Below are 15,476 nucleotides of genomic sequence, written 5' to 3' on the forward strand. Positions count from 1 at the left end.
CCCGCCTGCCCGAGGAGCACCGCCATGTCCCGCGCCGCCAACCTCGTGAGTGCCGCCCTCGGTCTCGGCACGGCCGTCGTGCTTCTGGCCGGTGCCACCGGATCCGCGGCGCCCGGTGGCACGTCACCGGGCGCCGTGAACCCGTTGCCGACCGGTGACGGTGCCGCGCCCGCCGCGTACGCGTCCGGCGCCGGTCCACTGTGGCACGTCCTGAGCTGGGGTCCCGGGCCGAGAGCGGCGAACCCGGGTGCCTTCGCCATGGACACCGTCGTCGACGGGCACACCGAGCAGAAGGTTCTCGTCTCCTCCTCGGCGAACGACGACGTGCCCGGCGCCGACTCGGTCAACAACCTGTCGACGTCGCTCGACTCCGGGCGCTCGTTCCTCACCACGGTGCGCGACGCGCCGGTCGGCGCCGGCAACATGCTCCGGCTGGACAACGGCACGCTCATGTCGGTCGACTTCATCCCGGAGTGGCGCGACGACGCGCACACCGGGATCGACCTGCGGGTGTGGCGGTCGGCCGACGGCGGCACGACCTGGTCGCTGTCCAGGGCACCGTTCACTCCCCCGGCCGGCAAGGTGCTCGGCGGCGACCGGGGACTGCGGGTGCACCGCGAGGTGAAGCTGCTGCCCGACGGCACGATCATCGTGCCCGCCTACCTGGCCTACGTGGGTGAGCGGCAGGGCAGCATCATCCTCCAGTCCACCGACGGCGGCCGGTCGTGGCGCCAGCGTGGGCAGATCCCCGCCCCGGTCGCGGTCAACGAGGTCGGCTGGTCCTTCACCACCGACGACCGGCTCGTCGCCGCGGTGCGCACCGGCGAGAACCCGCCTCGCCTGCGTACGAGCTTCTCGACCGACCTGGGCCGGACGTGGTCGCCGTCGGAGCCGCTCACCGGCCCGGACGGCACCCAGGTCGTCGGCATCAGCCCGCAGCTCCTGCTGCAACCCAACGGGATCCTGCTGCTGGCGACCGGACGGCCGGACGACCGGCTGTACGTGAGCCACGACGGCACCGGCCGCACGTGGGACGAGCAGCGGCTGGTGCTGTCGCGGTACCCGTCGGAGACGGGCAACGGCCGGTTCGACGGCACCAGCGGGAACAACGCGATGGTCGACGTGGACGCCGACCGGACGGTGTTCTTCGGTGACTACTGCGCGGTGTGGGGCTGCAAGGCCTACCACGAGCAGTACGGGATCTTCGCGTCGTACGTCAGCGCCGTCACCCCGGGCACCGGCAGGATCGACCTGGAGACCAAGGCACACAACGGGACCGTGCGGATCACCGGCGACTTCGCCCGCGGCGACCGGCGTTTCCCCGAGCAGCGGCCGGAAGGCGCGGTGGACGGCAGCTCGCGACGGCACTCGGCGGCGGTGCTGGACCGCCGGCACGGCAACCCGTCGATGACGGTCGAGCTGGACCGGGCCTACCCGGTGAACCGGATCGGCCTGATGCTCGGCGACGGGCGGCCGTCGTCGGCCGTGGTGTCGGTGTCCGCCGACGGCCGCGGGTGGACACCGGTGGTGCGTGCCTCCGGCGTGCGCGACCACGCCCTGCGGTACACGGACTTCGGGACGAGACAGGCGAAGTACGTCCGGGTCGAGGCACCGTCGGGCACGGCGGTGACCGAGCTGGCCGTGTACGCGGCGGGGCTGCGGACCTTCGAGAACGACCCGGAGTACGCGGTGCCGCGCGGGTTCGTCGACGCACGCAACACCACCGTGTCCGACCAGGAGATCCACGGCGCGGACAGCGCAGCGTCGATGCGCCTGTTCGACAAGTTCCTCGACGACTACGCGACCGCCACCGCGGTGGCGCCGGACGTCGGCCATCAGCGGATGTCCTTCACCTGGGCCACCAACGACTTCCGCGGCCCGTTCACGTTCGCGGTCGGCGGCCACCGGGACGGCACGCCGGTGCGGCCGTGGCGGTTCCGCCTGAGGCCGGGCACGACCCAGGCACTGGAGGTGTTCGACGGCGGCGCCTGGCAGCCCCTCGGCACCCTCACGACGGCCATCCCGAACAACACGTGGACGCCGTTCGCCGTCGACGCCACGGCGACGTCGGCCACCGTGCGGATCGGCGCGCGGGAGTTCACGACCACCACCCGCGCGGAACCGGCCGACACGCTGTCGGGCGCGACCTTCGCCACCGGCGACCCGGTCGAGTACGGCATGACGTTCTTCGTGGACGACCTGGGGTTCGCGTAGTGCACGGCACGGTCAGCCGGTGCGGACGTCGTCCACGATGAAGGTCTCGTTCGCGTCCGCCGTGCTGCTCGCGGAGAACTGGTGGCCGGTCATGTTGCTGGTGGCGCCGTCGGCGCGGGTCGCCGTGCCGATGGTGACGCCGTTGACGGTGACGGTGGCCTGCGTCGTCGTCGCGGTGATCACGATGGTGGACCACAGCGCCGTCGACGGGTCCAGCGCCGGGCCGGCACCGAGCGTGTGCCACGCGTTGCCCGCGTAGTAGCGGACGGTGCCGTCGCGCCAGACCGACAGGTGGTAGGCCGTCCGGCGCTGGCCGCTCACCGGGGTCGCCAGCAGGTCGAACATGAACGACGACGGCGCGCCCTCCCCCGCCGGCCGCCATCTGACCGGATGGAACCGGAACTCCAGGGTCCTGGCCGCGCTGGACGCGTCGGTTCGCCGGACCGCGGGCAGGTGCTGGTCGTGGTCGTCGGTGATGAACAGCGCGCGGCTGCTGCCGCTGCCACCCGTGGACTTCGTGACCCAGACGCCCTGGTGGCCCTTGCCCTCGTCGTCCACCGTGTAGTCCACGGAGTACCCGCGCGGGATGCCGTTCACCGGGTCGTTCTCGAACGAGTCCACGTCACCGGCGTACAGCTCGATCTCGTTGAGGAGGCCGCACGGCGCGGTGACGCCCGGCGGGCAGTACGAGGCGGTGCCGGTGACCACCCGCACGTACTGGGCCTTCCGTGCCGCCGGCGAGGTGTAGCGCAGCGCGTAACCCTCCTGGTCGGTCACCGAGTACCAGTCCTGCCAGGCGTCGCCGGCGGCCAGCTTGGTCTGGACCGTCGCACTCTCCGTCCCGCCGAGCGCCAGGCTCAGCCCGGCCCTGGTCAACGTGTACGGGCGGTCGAGGGCGATGTCCAACGTGCCGCCGCCGCCCTGCCTGACCGCGCCGGACCACAGCTCGGTGCTGCCGTCCACCGCACCCCGCGGCCCACTGCGGGCGTGTCCCACGACCGCGCCCAGGTCGCCGCTCAGCGTGGCCTTCGACGCCAGGTCGATCTTGCCGGTGTCGGGCGTGAGCACGTCCGCCATGGCACGCACGAGCTGGAACTCGTTGGTGCCACCGGACATGGGGGCGTCGTGCCACTTGCACTTGTTGTAGTGGCCGCCCTGGTAGGTGATGGCGTGACAGCTGTCGGCCAGCAGCACGGCGCGGTTCGACTCGGTCCAGGCGAAGTCGGCGTTGCCGCTGCTCCCCTCGTTGAGGTCCTGCGGGCTGGCCGTCGAGTGGTTGTCGTAGAAGACCTTCCTGACGTTCCACGTGGTGCCCCTACCGTCGTAGGACAGGGCGACGTAGTTGTCCGGCCGGCCGGCGACCAGCGCGAGGATTCCGTTGGGCAGCAGGGAGAGCCGGGGGTTGATCCGGCCGAACGGCCGGTTGCCGGCCGCGTCCGCGGCGAACTCGGGGATGCCCTGCACCGCGCCGGTCCAGGTGGCGCCCAGGTCGGTGGACAGCCGCCGCCACAGGTTGTCGTAGGTCGAGGACCTGCTGACGGTGACCAGGTCCCCGTCGGAGTTCAGCGCGATCGCGGTCTCCGAGTAGCCGCGGGAGGACGAGCCCTGGGCGATGACACCGCGCAACGTCCAGCTCTGCCCGGCGTTGGTGCTCTGCAGGAGAAGCGCGGACTGGCCGCCGGACAGGTTGGCGTACCCGGCCATCAGCAGCGGGCCGTTCGGAACCTGGATGACCGAGTTGGGGAAGAAGTTGGCGCTGGTGGCGGCGAAGCTCTGCGGCGCGATGTCGAGTGTCGCGGTCACGGTGGTGGGGAAGGTCGCGCCGTCGTCGGTCGAGTAACGCATGGGCAGGGTGCGCCGTTGCAGGGAGACCGAGGTCTGGCCGACGAACTGCGCGTCGACGACCCGGCCGTCGGCCAGCCGTGCGCTCGCCTCGTACCCTGGTTGCGTTGTGGCGCCGAAACTCTGGCCACCGTTGGTGGAGACCAGCTGCGCGTTGTCCGAGACCCCGTCGGCGTCGTAGTGGTCGATGTAGCCGCCGTACACGGTTCGCGTCGGGGCCGCGGCGGTTCCGGTGTCGTAGGCCTCGGCCATCGCGTACCAGGTCGGCGGGTCACCGGCCGGGTTGTACACACCGCCCTCGCCGCTGACGACCAGGGCCGGCGCGGTGGGCGACGCACCCGCTATCTCCGACCTGGTCACGGCCGCGGCACTCGGGACCTGGACCGCGGTGCTCGCGATGATCGCCGCGACCAGCAGGGTTCTTCTCAGCATGGACGGTCCCCGTTCGTGGTGGGATCCCCAACCTCGTCGAACACTCCCCCGGTCGAAAGGGTTCACAGAACGCCGTTCCATGTCAAGCACGGAACGCCTTTCCACGCCGGCACCCTCGGGTGCCGGCGTGGCGACGGGTGACGCTCAGCCGATCACGCCGTGACGCGGTAGGCGTCGATCATGCCGACGGAGGTGCTGCGGTTGACGATGCGGATGGTGTGCTGGGCGCGGGCGAGGCCGGACTTCTGCCAGACGACCTGCTGGACCTGGCGGGCGCCGGTGACGTGGAGGTCCACGGTGGCCTGGAAGGTGTTGTCCAGGTACACGTCCACGGTGCCCATGTCCCCGTTGCGTTCCGCGAGGTACTCGATGCCCGTGCCGGTGAACGTGTACGACGCGGCGGCGTTGACGGTCGTCGAGTGGTGGGTGTCGTCGTTGTAGTCGCCGTAGCCGCGGTTCGTGGTCAGGTGCCAGTTGCTGTCGTAGGTGCCCTCGGTGTCGTTCACCAGGCCACCGCCGGACGCGTTCAGCCCGAGCGTGGACGCGGTGCCGCTCAACGACTTCGCGCCCTGGTTCGGTGTGCCGGTCAACCGGGTGGTGGCGTAGGACGTCAGCGGCTTCGCCGTGCGCTCGACGACGTAGACGGTGTTGGCCGCCGTCGCGAACTCGAGCTCGGCCGCCGAGGTGGTCTGCAGGACCACGTTGTCCGACGCGCGCCGCACCCGGACCTGCTGCGTGCCCCACGGGTTGACCACCCGCGCGGTCGCGCCCCACTGGCTGCGGATGCCGACGTACTTCGTCTCGTTCGCCTCGCGTTCCGAGCTGACCAGGAAGCCGTTCTTCGCCAGCAGGGTGAACCTGCCGACGAAGGTCGAGCCGCTCGGCGCCGCCGGGAACACACGGATCCTGTCGTCGTAGGACTGCAGCAGCGACTCGTTCATCGCCGACAGGTGCACCCCGTGGTACTCGAACACCCCGTTCGTGTTGTTGGTGAACCCGTTCGGATAGTTCTGGTACTGCTGCAACATCCGCTTCATGCCGCTGAACGCCTGGTCGCCGAGGCCGAGCCGGGCAGCCTGGACCGCGTCGTTGGCCCACACGTTTCCGTACGGGAAAGGCCTGGCGTTCCACGTGTTCAGCGCGGTCTGGTAGTCCGGGTAGCCGATGCCGGTGACGTTGTACGGCCAGATCAGCTCCGCGGCCACGTTCTCGCCGTTGCGGGTCTGGGACAGCGGCGGCTCGTGCGGCAGGTACTGGCCGTTCTGCTGCGGGTAGGCCACCAGGTTGTCGAGCACCCGCTGCCATTCCGGCCGCAGCCCGGAGTCCAGCCCCAGCTGTGTCGACACCTGGATCGCGATCGGGAAGAGACTGCGCACCGCGGCGAGGTCGGTGATCGCGTTCCGCACGTTCCAGTACGTCTCGTGGGAGTTCGAGTCCGCCATGTAGTACTTGCCGTTGCCGTCGACGGACAGCATGCGGGAGTAGAACTTGGCGGTCTCGCGGAGGAACGGGTACGCCACGTTCCGCAGGTAGTTCGCGTCGTTGGTGTACCGGTACTGCAGGTACATGTTGTACGCGGCCTCGTACCCGGTCGACAGGATGTTCTTCGTGTAGTCACTGCCCACGGTGCCGCGGGCGTTGCCGTCCCAGCCCATGGTCTCGGGCACCCACAGGCCGTCGACGCCGTACCGCGTCTGGGTGTAGGACCTCAACGCGCCGAAGTTGCGGCTGTAGAGGTTGTTGAAGGTGTTCATGAGGTCGACGTGGTTCGACGCGAGGAACGAGTTGTAGACGTCGCGCTGGTTCCAGTACCAGTACGCGTTGCTCCACTTCGTGGCGTCGCCGGTCGAGCGGAACACGCCGTTGATGAAGTGGTACGGGTAGTTGCCGTAGCCGCCGGCGGCGATCAGGTACGTGGACAGGTAGTAGACGTTCTCGAGGTAGTCCGCGTCCCCGGACAGGCCGCCGTACTGTACGAACGACCTGGCCCAGAAGTTGTGCCAGAAGTCGCGGTAGCCGGCCAGCGTCGCCGGGTAGCCGGTCGACCTGACCGACGCCAGCGCGTTGCGCGCCTGGTTGACGGAGTCGTTGCCCGGCGCGTTGAGCCGGGTGCTGGCGGTGAACCACACCGTGTAGCTCGACGTCGGCGTGATCGTCAGCCGGACGCGGCTGTTGTCGACCACCGAAGCGCTGTAGTTCGCGCCCTCCACGGTGGCGGCGAGGGTGTAGCCGAACTTCTGCGGGTCGTTCTGGCCACGGCTGATGCCGGCGCCGGTCGAGTCGGCGTAGCTCGACACCTGTCGCCACGTGTTGATGTCCGGGACGTCGCCGCTGTTGGCGAGGTTCGCGACGTCCCACAGGGACAGCTCGACGGTCACGCTGCTCACGCCGGAGCGGGCGTCGTCGACGTGGATGCCCATCACCTCGGAGCCGGACCGGCCCATGACCGTGACGGTGCGGTTGTTGTCGTACCTGGTGGTCAGCGTGCCGTCGTACAGCGAGAGCCGCTGCTGGTAGGTGCTGTAGCCGGACTCCATGGCCGGCGAGGTACTGAGGTTGACCAGTCCGGCGCCGAACGCGGTCTGCTGCGAAGCGTCCACACTGGACACCTGCATGGTCAGGCCGTTGGCCTGCCAGGCCATGGCGCCGGTGCGGCCGTTGCCGACCGTGAGCCCGTAGGCGGGGTTGGTGTTGGGACGGTTGTAGACGATGTCGTGCCTGGCGAGGTAGGCGGCGTAGTCGACGTCGAGCCGGCCGGCCGAGGAGGAGAACGCGGCGTCGGTCGGCGAGGCGGAGGCGGGGGTCGTGGCGGGGATGACGGCGAGCGCCGTGCCGGTGAGCACGGCGACGGACAGCACACGGAGCGACCTCATTGGCGCACCTTCCGGGGCAGGGGTGAAGGTGAACGTGGCGATGCCGCAACCAGTTAACATCGGATGTCTGACGGCCGTCAAGGTGTTGACTTGGACGAAACCAGCGGATAGATCCGATCAATCGCCGTGAAAGAGGAACGTGCCGCCCCGGTTGCACTCTCGGGGCGGCGCGCTCGGGCTCAGCGCCGGCGGAAGCGGGCGTCGAACAGGGTGTACATCGCGAAGGTGGCCAGCCCCGCGGCGATCAGGGTGAGGAACACCGTGCCATACGTCTGTGCCGCAAGGGTTTTGAGCGCGACGTCCAACCCGGTCGCCTTGGCCGGGTCACTCTGGACCGCCGCCACCACGACCAGCGTGCCGGCCACCGCGTAGACCGCGCCGACGGCGAGGTAGCCGACATGGCCCAACCGCACCGCGGCCCGGCGGGTGCCGGCCGACGCGCTGCTGAGGTCCAGGTCCTGGGTGAAGTCGTGGCTGTGGCCGTGCCAGGCGAGGGCCGCCCCGGCCGCCACCACCGCGACCCCGATCGCCACGACCACCGGTTTGCCCCACGACTCCGCGAGCAGGCTGCCGACCAGACCCTGCTGCGCCTGGTCGGTCGAGGTGGCCGGCGAACCCGCCGCGAGCTTGCCGGCGGTGAACGACAGGTAGCCGAACAGGACCGCCTCGCCGACGTTCATCGCGCGCCGCCACGCGCTCCGGCCCTTCTCGAGCGCCTCCGCGAGCTGCCACAACGCGCTGACGCCGAGCCCGACCGCGACCAGCCACAGCACCACGTCCCCGCCCGTGCCGCCGGAGATGGACTGCAGGGCGCCGGTCTTGTCCGCCTTGCCGACGCCGTCGCCGTCGAGGTCGCCGTACGCGACCTGCAGCGCCAGCCAGGCAACGAGCAGGTGCACCAGTCCGTACGCGATGAGCCCGAGCCGCGCGACCAGCTGGAACGGCGCACTCCTGGTGACCTCGCGAGCACTTGTCCCTCTCATAACCACACCATGGGAGAGACATTACGTTCGGCGGCGCCGGGCCGCACAAGGGAGAACCGCGGGACCGGCGCAACCGAGCCATGCCACCATCGGCCCACGCTTGCAATAGTCAGTTGATCGGTATATAAAGACGATCATGTCATATGCCCGCGTGGCGCGGCAACGCCCGCACGCGCGGTTCTTGGGGAGGAACGGCGTGACGGAATCGACGAACTTGACCGAGCGTTACCGGCGCCTGCTGGCCTGGTACCCACGTGACCACCGCGAGCACCACGGCGAGGAGATGCTCGGCGTCCTACTGGCCGGCGCGGGGGAACGAACACGGCCCAGCCTCGGGGAGACCGCGGACCTGATCCGGGGCGCGCTGCGCGCCCACCTGCGGCGCATGGTGGACGCGGACGGCGGCATCGACCACCAGGACGTGTTCGCGATCGTCAGCCTGGTCGGTCCGCTCGTCCTGCTGGCCGGCGCCGCGCCGTTGCTGGACGGGCTGGCGGGGGTGTTGCAGTCGGGCTCGCCGTTGTCGTGGCACAGGGCGGTCGAGGACACCCCGCACGCGGTGGTGTGGGGGATCTGGATCGTCGTGGCGGTGCTGAGCATGGCCCGGCTGCGGCGCGTCGCCGCGGCCGGCGCCTGGCTCGGCACGGCCGGCTTCCTGGCCATCCCACCGGTCGGACACACCGACTTCCTGGACTCGGTGGTCCCCGACACGGGGTGGATGCTGCTGGGCGCGCTGGTCGCCACCGCGTTGACCTGGTCGCCAGGACCGGCTCGCGGCTGGCAGCTGGTCGGTGGCCGGATCATCCTGCTCGCCGGGGCGATCGTCACCAGCGTCGCGCTGGTCATGAAGACGTACGGCACCTACGGCGTGTTCTCCCTGCCGGCGGACCGGGTGCTGAGCGGCCCGGCCCACCTCGTGGTCTGGGGCCTCGCCCTGGCATGGCTGGTCGCGGGTGCCGTGGCGGCCGGCGGCGGGCGCACGCGGGAGGCACGCCGGGCCGCACTGGTGCTCGGCGTGCCGGTCCTGGTCAGCGTGCTGATGCTGCTGCTGCCGAGGCACGCACACCTCCTGCTGGTGGCGACCGTCTGCTACACCGTGCCCCTGGCGGTGCTTCTGGGGCTCGGCGGGTTGCCCCGCAGGGTGGCCTGACGAGCGCCCGCGATGGCACGGTCGGCGGGCCGGGCCCGCCGACCGTGCCATCGCCTCAGAGCACCTCGGCCTTGGTGATGGTGACGTCGGCACGCGGCACGTCCTGGTGGCCGCCGGCGTTGCCGGTCGCCACGGACGCGATCGCGTCGACGGTCTCGGTGCCCTCCACGACCCGGCCGAACACCGCGTAGCCCCAACCCTGACCGGCCGGCGCGGTGTGGTTGAGGAACTCGTTGTCCGCGGTGTTGATGAAGAACTGCGCGGTCGCCGAGTGCGGGTCGTTGGTACGCGCCATCGCCACGGTGTAGTGCTGGTTCTTGAGCCCGTTCCGGGCCTCGTTCTGGATCGCGTCACCGACCGGCTTCTGCCGCATCCCCGGCTCGAAGCCGCCGCCCTGGATCATGAACGTCTGGATGACACGGTGGAAGATCGTCCCGTCGTAGTGGCCGTTGTTGACGTACCCGAGGAAGTTCGCCACCGTCACCGGCGCCTTCTCGGCATCCAGCTCGAGGACGATCGGGCCATGCGACGTGTGCAGCTTGACTTGTGTCATGCCGACATTGTGCCGTGACGCGCCGACCGGTCCGAACTGGACGCCCGGCCGAGGAGAAATCCCGGTCACGTACGACGTGCGATTAGAAAGTATGTTCGCAAGTTGAAAGGCATGAACCACGTTCGGAGCAAGGCCGTCGTGGGGTTGCTCACAACGGGGTGTCGGCGATTCCGGGCGGGTGCAGGCTGAATACGGCGCGTGTTCCGGGGTCGGTGGAACTCCGAGCCGGCGGTACAGCCCGCGACCCGTCCGCACCCGCGGATGGTTGACCCGGTGGGATTCCGGGGCCGACGGTCACAGTCCGGACGGGAGGAGCACGCGGGCTGCGAGGTTTGTCGTGCACGTGTTGCTGGACAACGGTATTCCGTTTCTCGGGCAGACCATGTCCTACGCCGAGCTGCTCGGCCAGGTTTTCGCCATCGCGGTGGTGTTCCTCGCGCGGGCGCGGACCCTGTGGACGTGGCCGGTGCAGCTGGCGTCGGTGGCGTTGCTGTTCGGGGTGTACCTGTCCGCCCACCTCGGTGGGCTGGCGGTGCGGCAGGTGATCGTCGGCGTGATCGCGGTCTACGGCTGGTGGGCCTGGGCACGCAGGCGCGATCCCGTGCTCGGGGTCCCCGTGCGGACCGGCACCGCCCGCGAACGGCTCGCCGCCGTGGCCGCGTTCGTGACCGGCACCGCCGCGTTCGCCCTGGTGCTGGACGCGTTCGACGCGTCGTGGGCGCCATGGCCGGACGCTGCGATCTTCGTCGGCACCGCCCTCGCATTCCTCATGCAGAGTCTGGGCCTGGTCGAGTTCTGGATCGTGTGGCTGGTCGTGGACGCGATCGGCGTGCCGCTGCAGATCTCCTCGCACCTGTACTTCAGCGCCCTGGTCTACGTCGTGTTCGGCGTACTCGTGGTCAACGGGCTGTGGACCTGGCGCCTGGCCGCACGACGGAGAACCGTCACGTCCGCGGCCTGACGGGACGCGCCTGCCGAAGGGTTTCCCTTCCCGGCGTTTTTTGACGCCCCGCGACCGTCGTTCGAGGCGTGCGCCTCACCATCGCGCCAAAAATTTGGACATCTATATGGTTGATATCGTGTAGTGAAGTACGCAGGTCGAGAACGTGATGGTGTCGGCTCAGGTGAGGTGAGGCCGGCCGGTCAGCCGTGCAGGCCGCGCCACAGGAGGTCGGTGAAGTTCGCCGTCTGACGCTGCCAGTCGCCGGTCGGGTCGAGATGCACCAGGCCGCCGAGGGAGAGCAGCACCGTCGACGGGTCGAGGCCGGGGCGGACGGCGCCGGCCTCGACGCACGCGGCCAGCAGCGTGGTGACCGCGCCCAGCAGGGCCTCGTAGGTGCCGGCGGCGAGGTCCTCGTCCGCGGTGGCGGTCGCGGTGGACAGGGCGTCGGCCAGGCCTCGCTTGGTCATCATGTAGCTGGCCAGGTGGCTGGTCCAGGTCCGGAAGGCCCGCTCCGGCGGGTGCTCGGCGAGCAGGTCCGGCACCGCCTCGACCAGGTGCCGCACCTCGCGGCGGTAGACGGCCAGCACCAGTGCCTCCGGGGTCGGAAAGTGCCGGTACACGGTGCCGACTCCTACACCGGCCTTCCTCGCGATGGCGTTGTAGGACAGCTCGTCCCCGCCCGCCAGGGACTCCAGTGCCGCCGCGAGGATGCGCTCGTTGTTGCGTCGCGTGTCCGCGCGGCGTGGGCTCACCGATCCGGTCGTCATCCCCGCCCCTCCCCTGCCCTCTCGCGCACTGAAATGTACCTGGAGCGACTCCAGTCCTTTGCGAAGCGAACGACCCTCCGGTAGCGTTTTGAAGCGGATAGATATCCGTTACAGGTGGCACATCACCGATCCGCACAGCCTTGGGGAAAAGATCTGGTGGACATCTCTCTGCGAGTCAACGGCCGTACCGAGTCACTGCGTGTCGAGCCGGGCGTGACGTTGCTGGACGCGTTACGTGAACGCCTTTCCATAACCGGACCCAAGAAGGGATGCGACCGCGGCCAGTGCGGCGCGTGCACCGTGCACGTCGACGGCAGGCCGGTGCTCTCCTGCCTCACGCTCGCCGCCACCGTGCGCGGCCCGGTCACCACGGTCGAAGGACTGTCCGACGGGGACCGGCTGCACCCGGTCCAGCAGGCGTTCGTCGACCAGGACGCCCTCCAGTGCGGCTTCTGCACCGCCGGCCAGGTCATGTCGGCGGTCGCCGCGGTCGAGCAGGACGTCGCGGACGTCCGCGAGTTCATGTCCGGCAACCTCTGCCGCTGCGCGGCCTATCCCAACATCGTCGCGGCGGTCGAACAGGCGAGGCGGTCCGATGCGACCGTTTGAGCTGACGACGCCGGCGTCGGTCGACGCGGCCTTCGCGACACCGGGCACGTTCCTCGCGGGCGGGACGACCCTCGTCGACCTGATGAAGCTCAACGTCCTGACGCCGCAACGGGTTCTGGACATCAACGATCTGCCCCTGCGAGGCATCGACACCCGGGACGGCCTGCGCGTCGGTGCACTGGAGCGGATGAGCGACGTCGCCGCGCATCCCGGGGTGTACCCCGTGATCTCCCGTGGCCTGCTGGCGAGCGCGTCGCAGCAGCTGCGCAACATGGCCAGCATCGGCGGCAACCTGTTGCAGCGCACCCGGTGCGGCTACTTCCGGGACGTCGCGATGCCGTGCAACAAGCGCGTCCCCGGCAGCGGCTGCCCCGCGATCACCGGCGCCAACCGCAACCACGCCGTCCTGGGCACGAGCGAGCACTGCGCGGCGACCCACGCCAGCGACCTGGCGGTCGCCCTCGTCGCGCTCGACGCGCGGCTGAGCCTGACCAGCGCCGGCGGCACGAGGACGGTGCGCCTGGCCGACTTCTACCGCCTGCCGGGCGAGACGCCCGAGGTCGAGCACGACCTGCGGGCCGGGGAGCTGGTCACCGAGGTCGTCGTGCCACGGCTGGACTGGGCGCGGCGCTCCACCTACGTGAAGGTCCGCGACCGCGCGTCCTACGAGTTCGCGCTGTGCTCGGCCGCGGTCGCACTGGACCTCCAGGACGGACAGGTCGCCGACGCCCGCGTGGCGGTGGGCGGCGTCGCGACCGTGCCGTGGCGGCTCACCGCGGTCGAGGACGCGCTTCGTGGCGTACCGGCGACCGCCGAGGCCTTCGAGCGGGCGGCGGCGGTCGCCGCGGACGGCGCGAAGCCCCTGTCGGACAACGGTTTCAAGGCGTCCCTGCTGACGAGGACGGTCGTGCGGGCACTGATCGAGGGGAGTCGCGGATGACCGGCCGGGTGGAGGCGCCGCTGAAGGTCACCGGCCGCGCCAGGTACGGGACCGACAACAACCTGCCCGGCATGGTCCACGGCCATGTCGTGCTCAGCACCATCGCGAACGGCGAGCTGCGGAGCATGGACACCACGGCCGCAAAGAGCGCGCCCGGGGTGCTGGGCGTGTACTCGCCGTTCGACCCGCTCGACCTGCGCGCGAGCAGGAACCCGATGTTCGGCGAGACCTGGGTTCCGTTGCGGGACAGGCAGGTCAGCTACTACGGCCAGCCGATCGGCGTGGTCGTGGCGGACACGTTCGAACATGCGCGGGACGCCGCGCTCACCATCACCGTCGACTACGACGAGAAACCCGCCCTGACGTCGCTGGCGGACGGGCTGGCGACCGCCGAGGACGCCCCGCCGGGCCGGGACGGTTCACCGTCGACCCACGCCATCCTCGCCTCCGGCGTCGAGTCCATCGAGGACGCGTTCGCGGCCAGCCCGGTCGTCGTCGAGGCGACGTACACCACCGCGACGCAGAACCACGCCGCGATGGAGCCGCATTCGGCGGTCGCCGTGTGGGACGGCGACGAGCTGACCATCTACAGCGGCAACCAGGCGGGCAACCTGCAGGCGACGGAGCTCGCGAGCGCACTGGGCGTGCACGAGTCCGCCGTCCACGCCATCAACCCGTTCGTGGGTGGCGCCTTCGGCGGCAAGGCACGCACGTCGGCCGCGGCGTTCCTGGCCGCCGCCGCGGCACGCGTGCTCGACCGGCCGGTCAAGATCGCGCTGACACGCGAGCAGGTGTTCACCGCGACCGCCACCCGCGCGGCGACGGTGCAGAGGATCGGGCTCGGCGCGGACACGGACGGCACGCTCGTCGCCGTCCGGCACGAGTCGTGGTGCACGACGGACACGCGCCGGTCGTTCGTCGAACAGACCTCGCACAACACCAAGGAGTACTACACCACCAAGAACCTGGCGCTGTCGCAGAAGATGGTGCCGCTCAACATCCCGCCGACCACGTTCATGCGCGCGCCCGGCGAGGCGCCCGGCTCGTTCGCGCTGGAGAGCGCCATCGACGAGCTGGCCGTCGCGCTGGCCATGGACCCGATCGAGCTGCGGCTGCGCAACGACTCGACGGCCCCGCACGGCTCGGACCTGCTGTGGTCGAGCAAGCACCTCGACGAGTGCTACCGGATCGGCGCGGCGCGGTTCGGCTGGGCGAACCGCGGGTTCCGCCGGGAGGACGGCGACTGGCTCGTCGGGATGGGCACGGCGAGCGCGATGTTCCCGGCGTTCCGGTTCCCGGCCACGGTGCGGATCACCCTGTACGCCGACGACACCGCCGAGGTCGCGACCGGCGGCGCGGACCCGGGCACCGGCCTGCTCACCGTCCTCGCCCAGGTGGGCGCGGAGTCCCTGGACATCCAGCGAGCGCGGGTGACCCCCAGGCTCGGCGACTCCGCCCTGCCGCCGGGTGGGCTGTCCGGCGGCTCCACCGCCACCGCGAGCGCGGGCTCGGCGATCATGATCGCCGCCGCGGTGATCATCGACCGGCTCGTGGACCTCGCGTCCGGCCCCGGCGCGCCGTTCGAGGGGCTCGACGTGTCCTATGCCGGCGGCCGGGTGCTGGCCGGGAACCGGAGCATGTCGTTCGGCGAGCTGCTCGGGGCGACCGGGCGCACCGAGCTGACGGCGGAGGGGTCGTCCGCGCCCGGCGAGGAGCGGACGAAGCACTCGTTCAGCTCGTTCGGCGCCCAGTTCGCCGAGGTCCGGGTGCACAGGTGGACCAGGGAGATCCGGGTGCCGCGCATGCTCGGCGTGTTCGACGCCGGCCGCATCGTCAACGCGGCGACGGCCAGGAACCAGATCTCGGGCGGCATGATCTGGGGCGCGTCGGCGGCGCTGCTCGAGGGGCTGGAGATCGAGGAGAACGGCCGGCTCGCCAACGCCGACCTCGCGGGCTACCTGCTGCCGGTGAACGCGGACGTCCAGGAGGTCGACGTGCACTTCGTCGAGCACCCGGACACGTTGCTCAGCGACACCGGCGTCCGGGGCATCGGCGAGATCGGCATGGTCGGGATGGCGGCCGCGGTCGCCAACGCGGTCCACAACGCCACCGGCATCCGCGTCCGCCACATCCCGATCACCGTGGCGGACCTGCTGCCGAGCTGAACGCG

The 15,476-nt window shown here is 70.5% G+C and carries 11 protein-coding genes and 1 riboswitch; of the genes, 6 read left to right on the forward strand and 5 right to left on the reverse strand.

The window, feature by feature from the left end:
• The first annotated feature begins 24 nt into the window (after nucleotides 1-24).
• The gene (locus VET29_RS17245; RefSeq protein WP_324921372.1) at nucleotides 25-2,214 is read left to right on the forward strand and encodes an exo-alpha-sialidase; all 2,190 of its coding nucleotides are present in this window, start codon (nucleotides 25-27) and stop codon (nucleotides 2,212-2,214) included.
• 12 nt (nucleotides 2,215-2,226) lie between these two features.
• Here VET29_RS17245 and VET29_RS17250 read toward each other — a convergent pair whose 3' ends face one another.
• From VET29_RS17250 to VET29_RS17260, 3 genes are all read right to left on the reverse strand, one after another.
• A complete protein-coding gene (locus VET29_RS17250) occupies nucleotides 2,227-4,488 on the reverse strand; it encodes a sialidase family protein (RefSeq protein WP_324921374.1) in 2,262 nt (753 codons plus the stop codon).
• Between the two features lie 152 nt (nucleotides 4,489-4,640).
• Nucleotides 4,641-7,361: a glycosyl hydrolase family 95 catalytic domain-containing protein gene (locus VET29_RS17255; protein ID WP_324921376.1), complete on the reverse strand. Its 2,721-nt coding sequence runs from the start codon at nucleotides 7,359-7,361 to the stop codon at nucleotides 4,641-4,643.
• A 179-nt stretch (nucleotides 7,362-7,540) separates the two neighbouring features.
• A complete protein-coding gene (locus VET29_RS17260) occupies nucleotides 7,541-8,344 on the reverse strand; it encodes a DUF1206 domain-containing protein (protein ID WP_324921378.1) in 804 nt (267 codons plus the stop codon).
• Nucleotides 8,345-8,540: 196 nt separating this feature from the next.
• Between VET29_RS17260 and VET29_RS17265 the strand changes: the two genes are divergently transcribed.
• Nucleotides 8,541-9,494, forward strand: a complete 954-nt coding sequence (locus tag VET29_RS17265) for a hypothetical protein (RefSeq protein ID WP_324921380.1) — start codon at nucleotides 8,541-8,543, stop codon at nucleotides 9,492-9,494.
• Between the two features lie 55 nt (nucleotides 9,495-9,549).
• Here the strand turns inward: VET29_RS17265 and VET29_RS17270 are convergent, their stop codons facing one another.
• Nucleotides 9,550-10,047: a peptidylprolyl isomerase gene (locus VET29_RS17270; RefSeq protein WP_324921382.1), complete on the reverse strand. Its 498-nt coding sequence runs from the start codon at nucleotides 10,045-10,047 to the stop codon at nucleotides 9,550-9,552.
• A gap of 195 nt (nucleotides 10,048-10,242) precedes the next feature.
• A riboswitch (FMN riboswitch) is annotated at nucleotides 10,243-10,368 on the forward strand.
• Nucleotides 10,369-10,384: 16 nt separating this feature from the next.
• Here VET29_RS17270 and VET29_RS17275 point away from each other — a divergent pair.
• A complete protein-coding gene (locus tag VET29_RS17275; RefSeq protein WP_324921384.1) occupies nucleotides 10,385-11,008 on the forward strand; it encodes a nicotinamide mononucleotide transporter family protein in 624 nt (207 codons plus the stop codon).
• Nucleotides 11,009-11,190: 182 nt separating this feature from the next.
• Here VET29_RS17275 and VET29_RS17280 read toward each other — a convergent pair whose 3' ends face one another.
• Nucleotides 11,191-11,757 (reverse strand): TetR/AcrR family transcriptional regulator, encoded by a 567-nt coding sequence (locus VET29_RS17280; protein WP_324921386.1) that lies wholly within the window; start codon nucleotides 11,755-11,757, stop codon nucleotides 11,191-11,193.
• A 156-nt stretch (nucleotides 11,758-11,913) separates the two neighbouring features.
• Here VET29_RS17280 and VET29_RS17285 point away from each other — a divergent pair, with 156 nt between their 5' ends.
• From VET29_RS17285 to VET29_RS17295, 3 genes are read left to right on the forward strand one after another with little or no spacing between them, the layout of a single operon-like run.
• Nucleotides 11,914-12,366 (forward strand): (2Fe-2S)-binding protein, encoded by a 453-nt coding sequence (locus VET29_RS17285; RefSeq protein WP_324921388.1) that lies wholly within the window; start codon nucleotides 11,914-11,916, stop codon nucleotides 12,364-12,366.
• Nucleotides 12,353-13,306 carry a xanthine dehydrogenase family protein subunit M gene (locus VET29_RS17290; protein ID WP_324921390.1) on the forward strand — a complete coding sequence of 318 codons (954 nt, stop codon included), beginning with the start codon at nucleotides 12,353-12,355 and terminating at the stop codon, nucleotides 13,304-13,306. The genes VET29_RS17285 and VET29_RS17290 overlap by 14 nt, the downstream gene beginning before the upstream one ends.
• Nucleotides 13,303-15,471: a xanthine dehydrogenase family protein molybdopterin-binding subunit gene (locus VET29_RS17295; RefSeq protein WP_324921392.1), complete on the forward strand. Its 2,169-nt coding sequence runs from the start codon at nucleotides 13,303-13,305 to the stop codon at nucleotides 15,469-15,471. The genes VET29_RS17290 and VET29_RS17295 overlap by 4 nt, the downstream gene beginning before the upstream one ends.
• Nucleotides 15,472-15,476 lie beyond the last annotated feature (5 nt).

This window comes from Actinophytocola sp., from assembly GCF_035634895.1.
Taxonomy (GTDB): Bacteria; Actinomycetota; Actinomycetes; order Mycobacteriales; family Pseudonocardiaceae; genus Actinophytocola.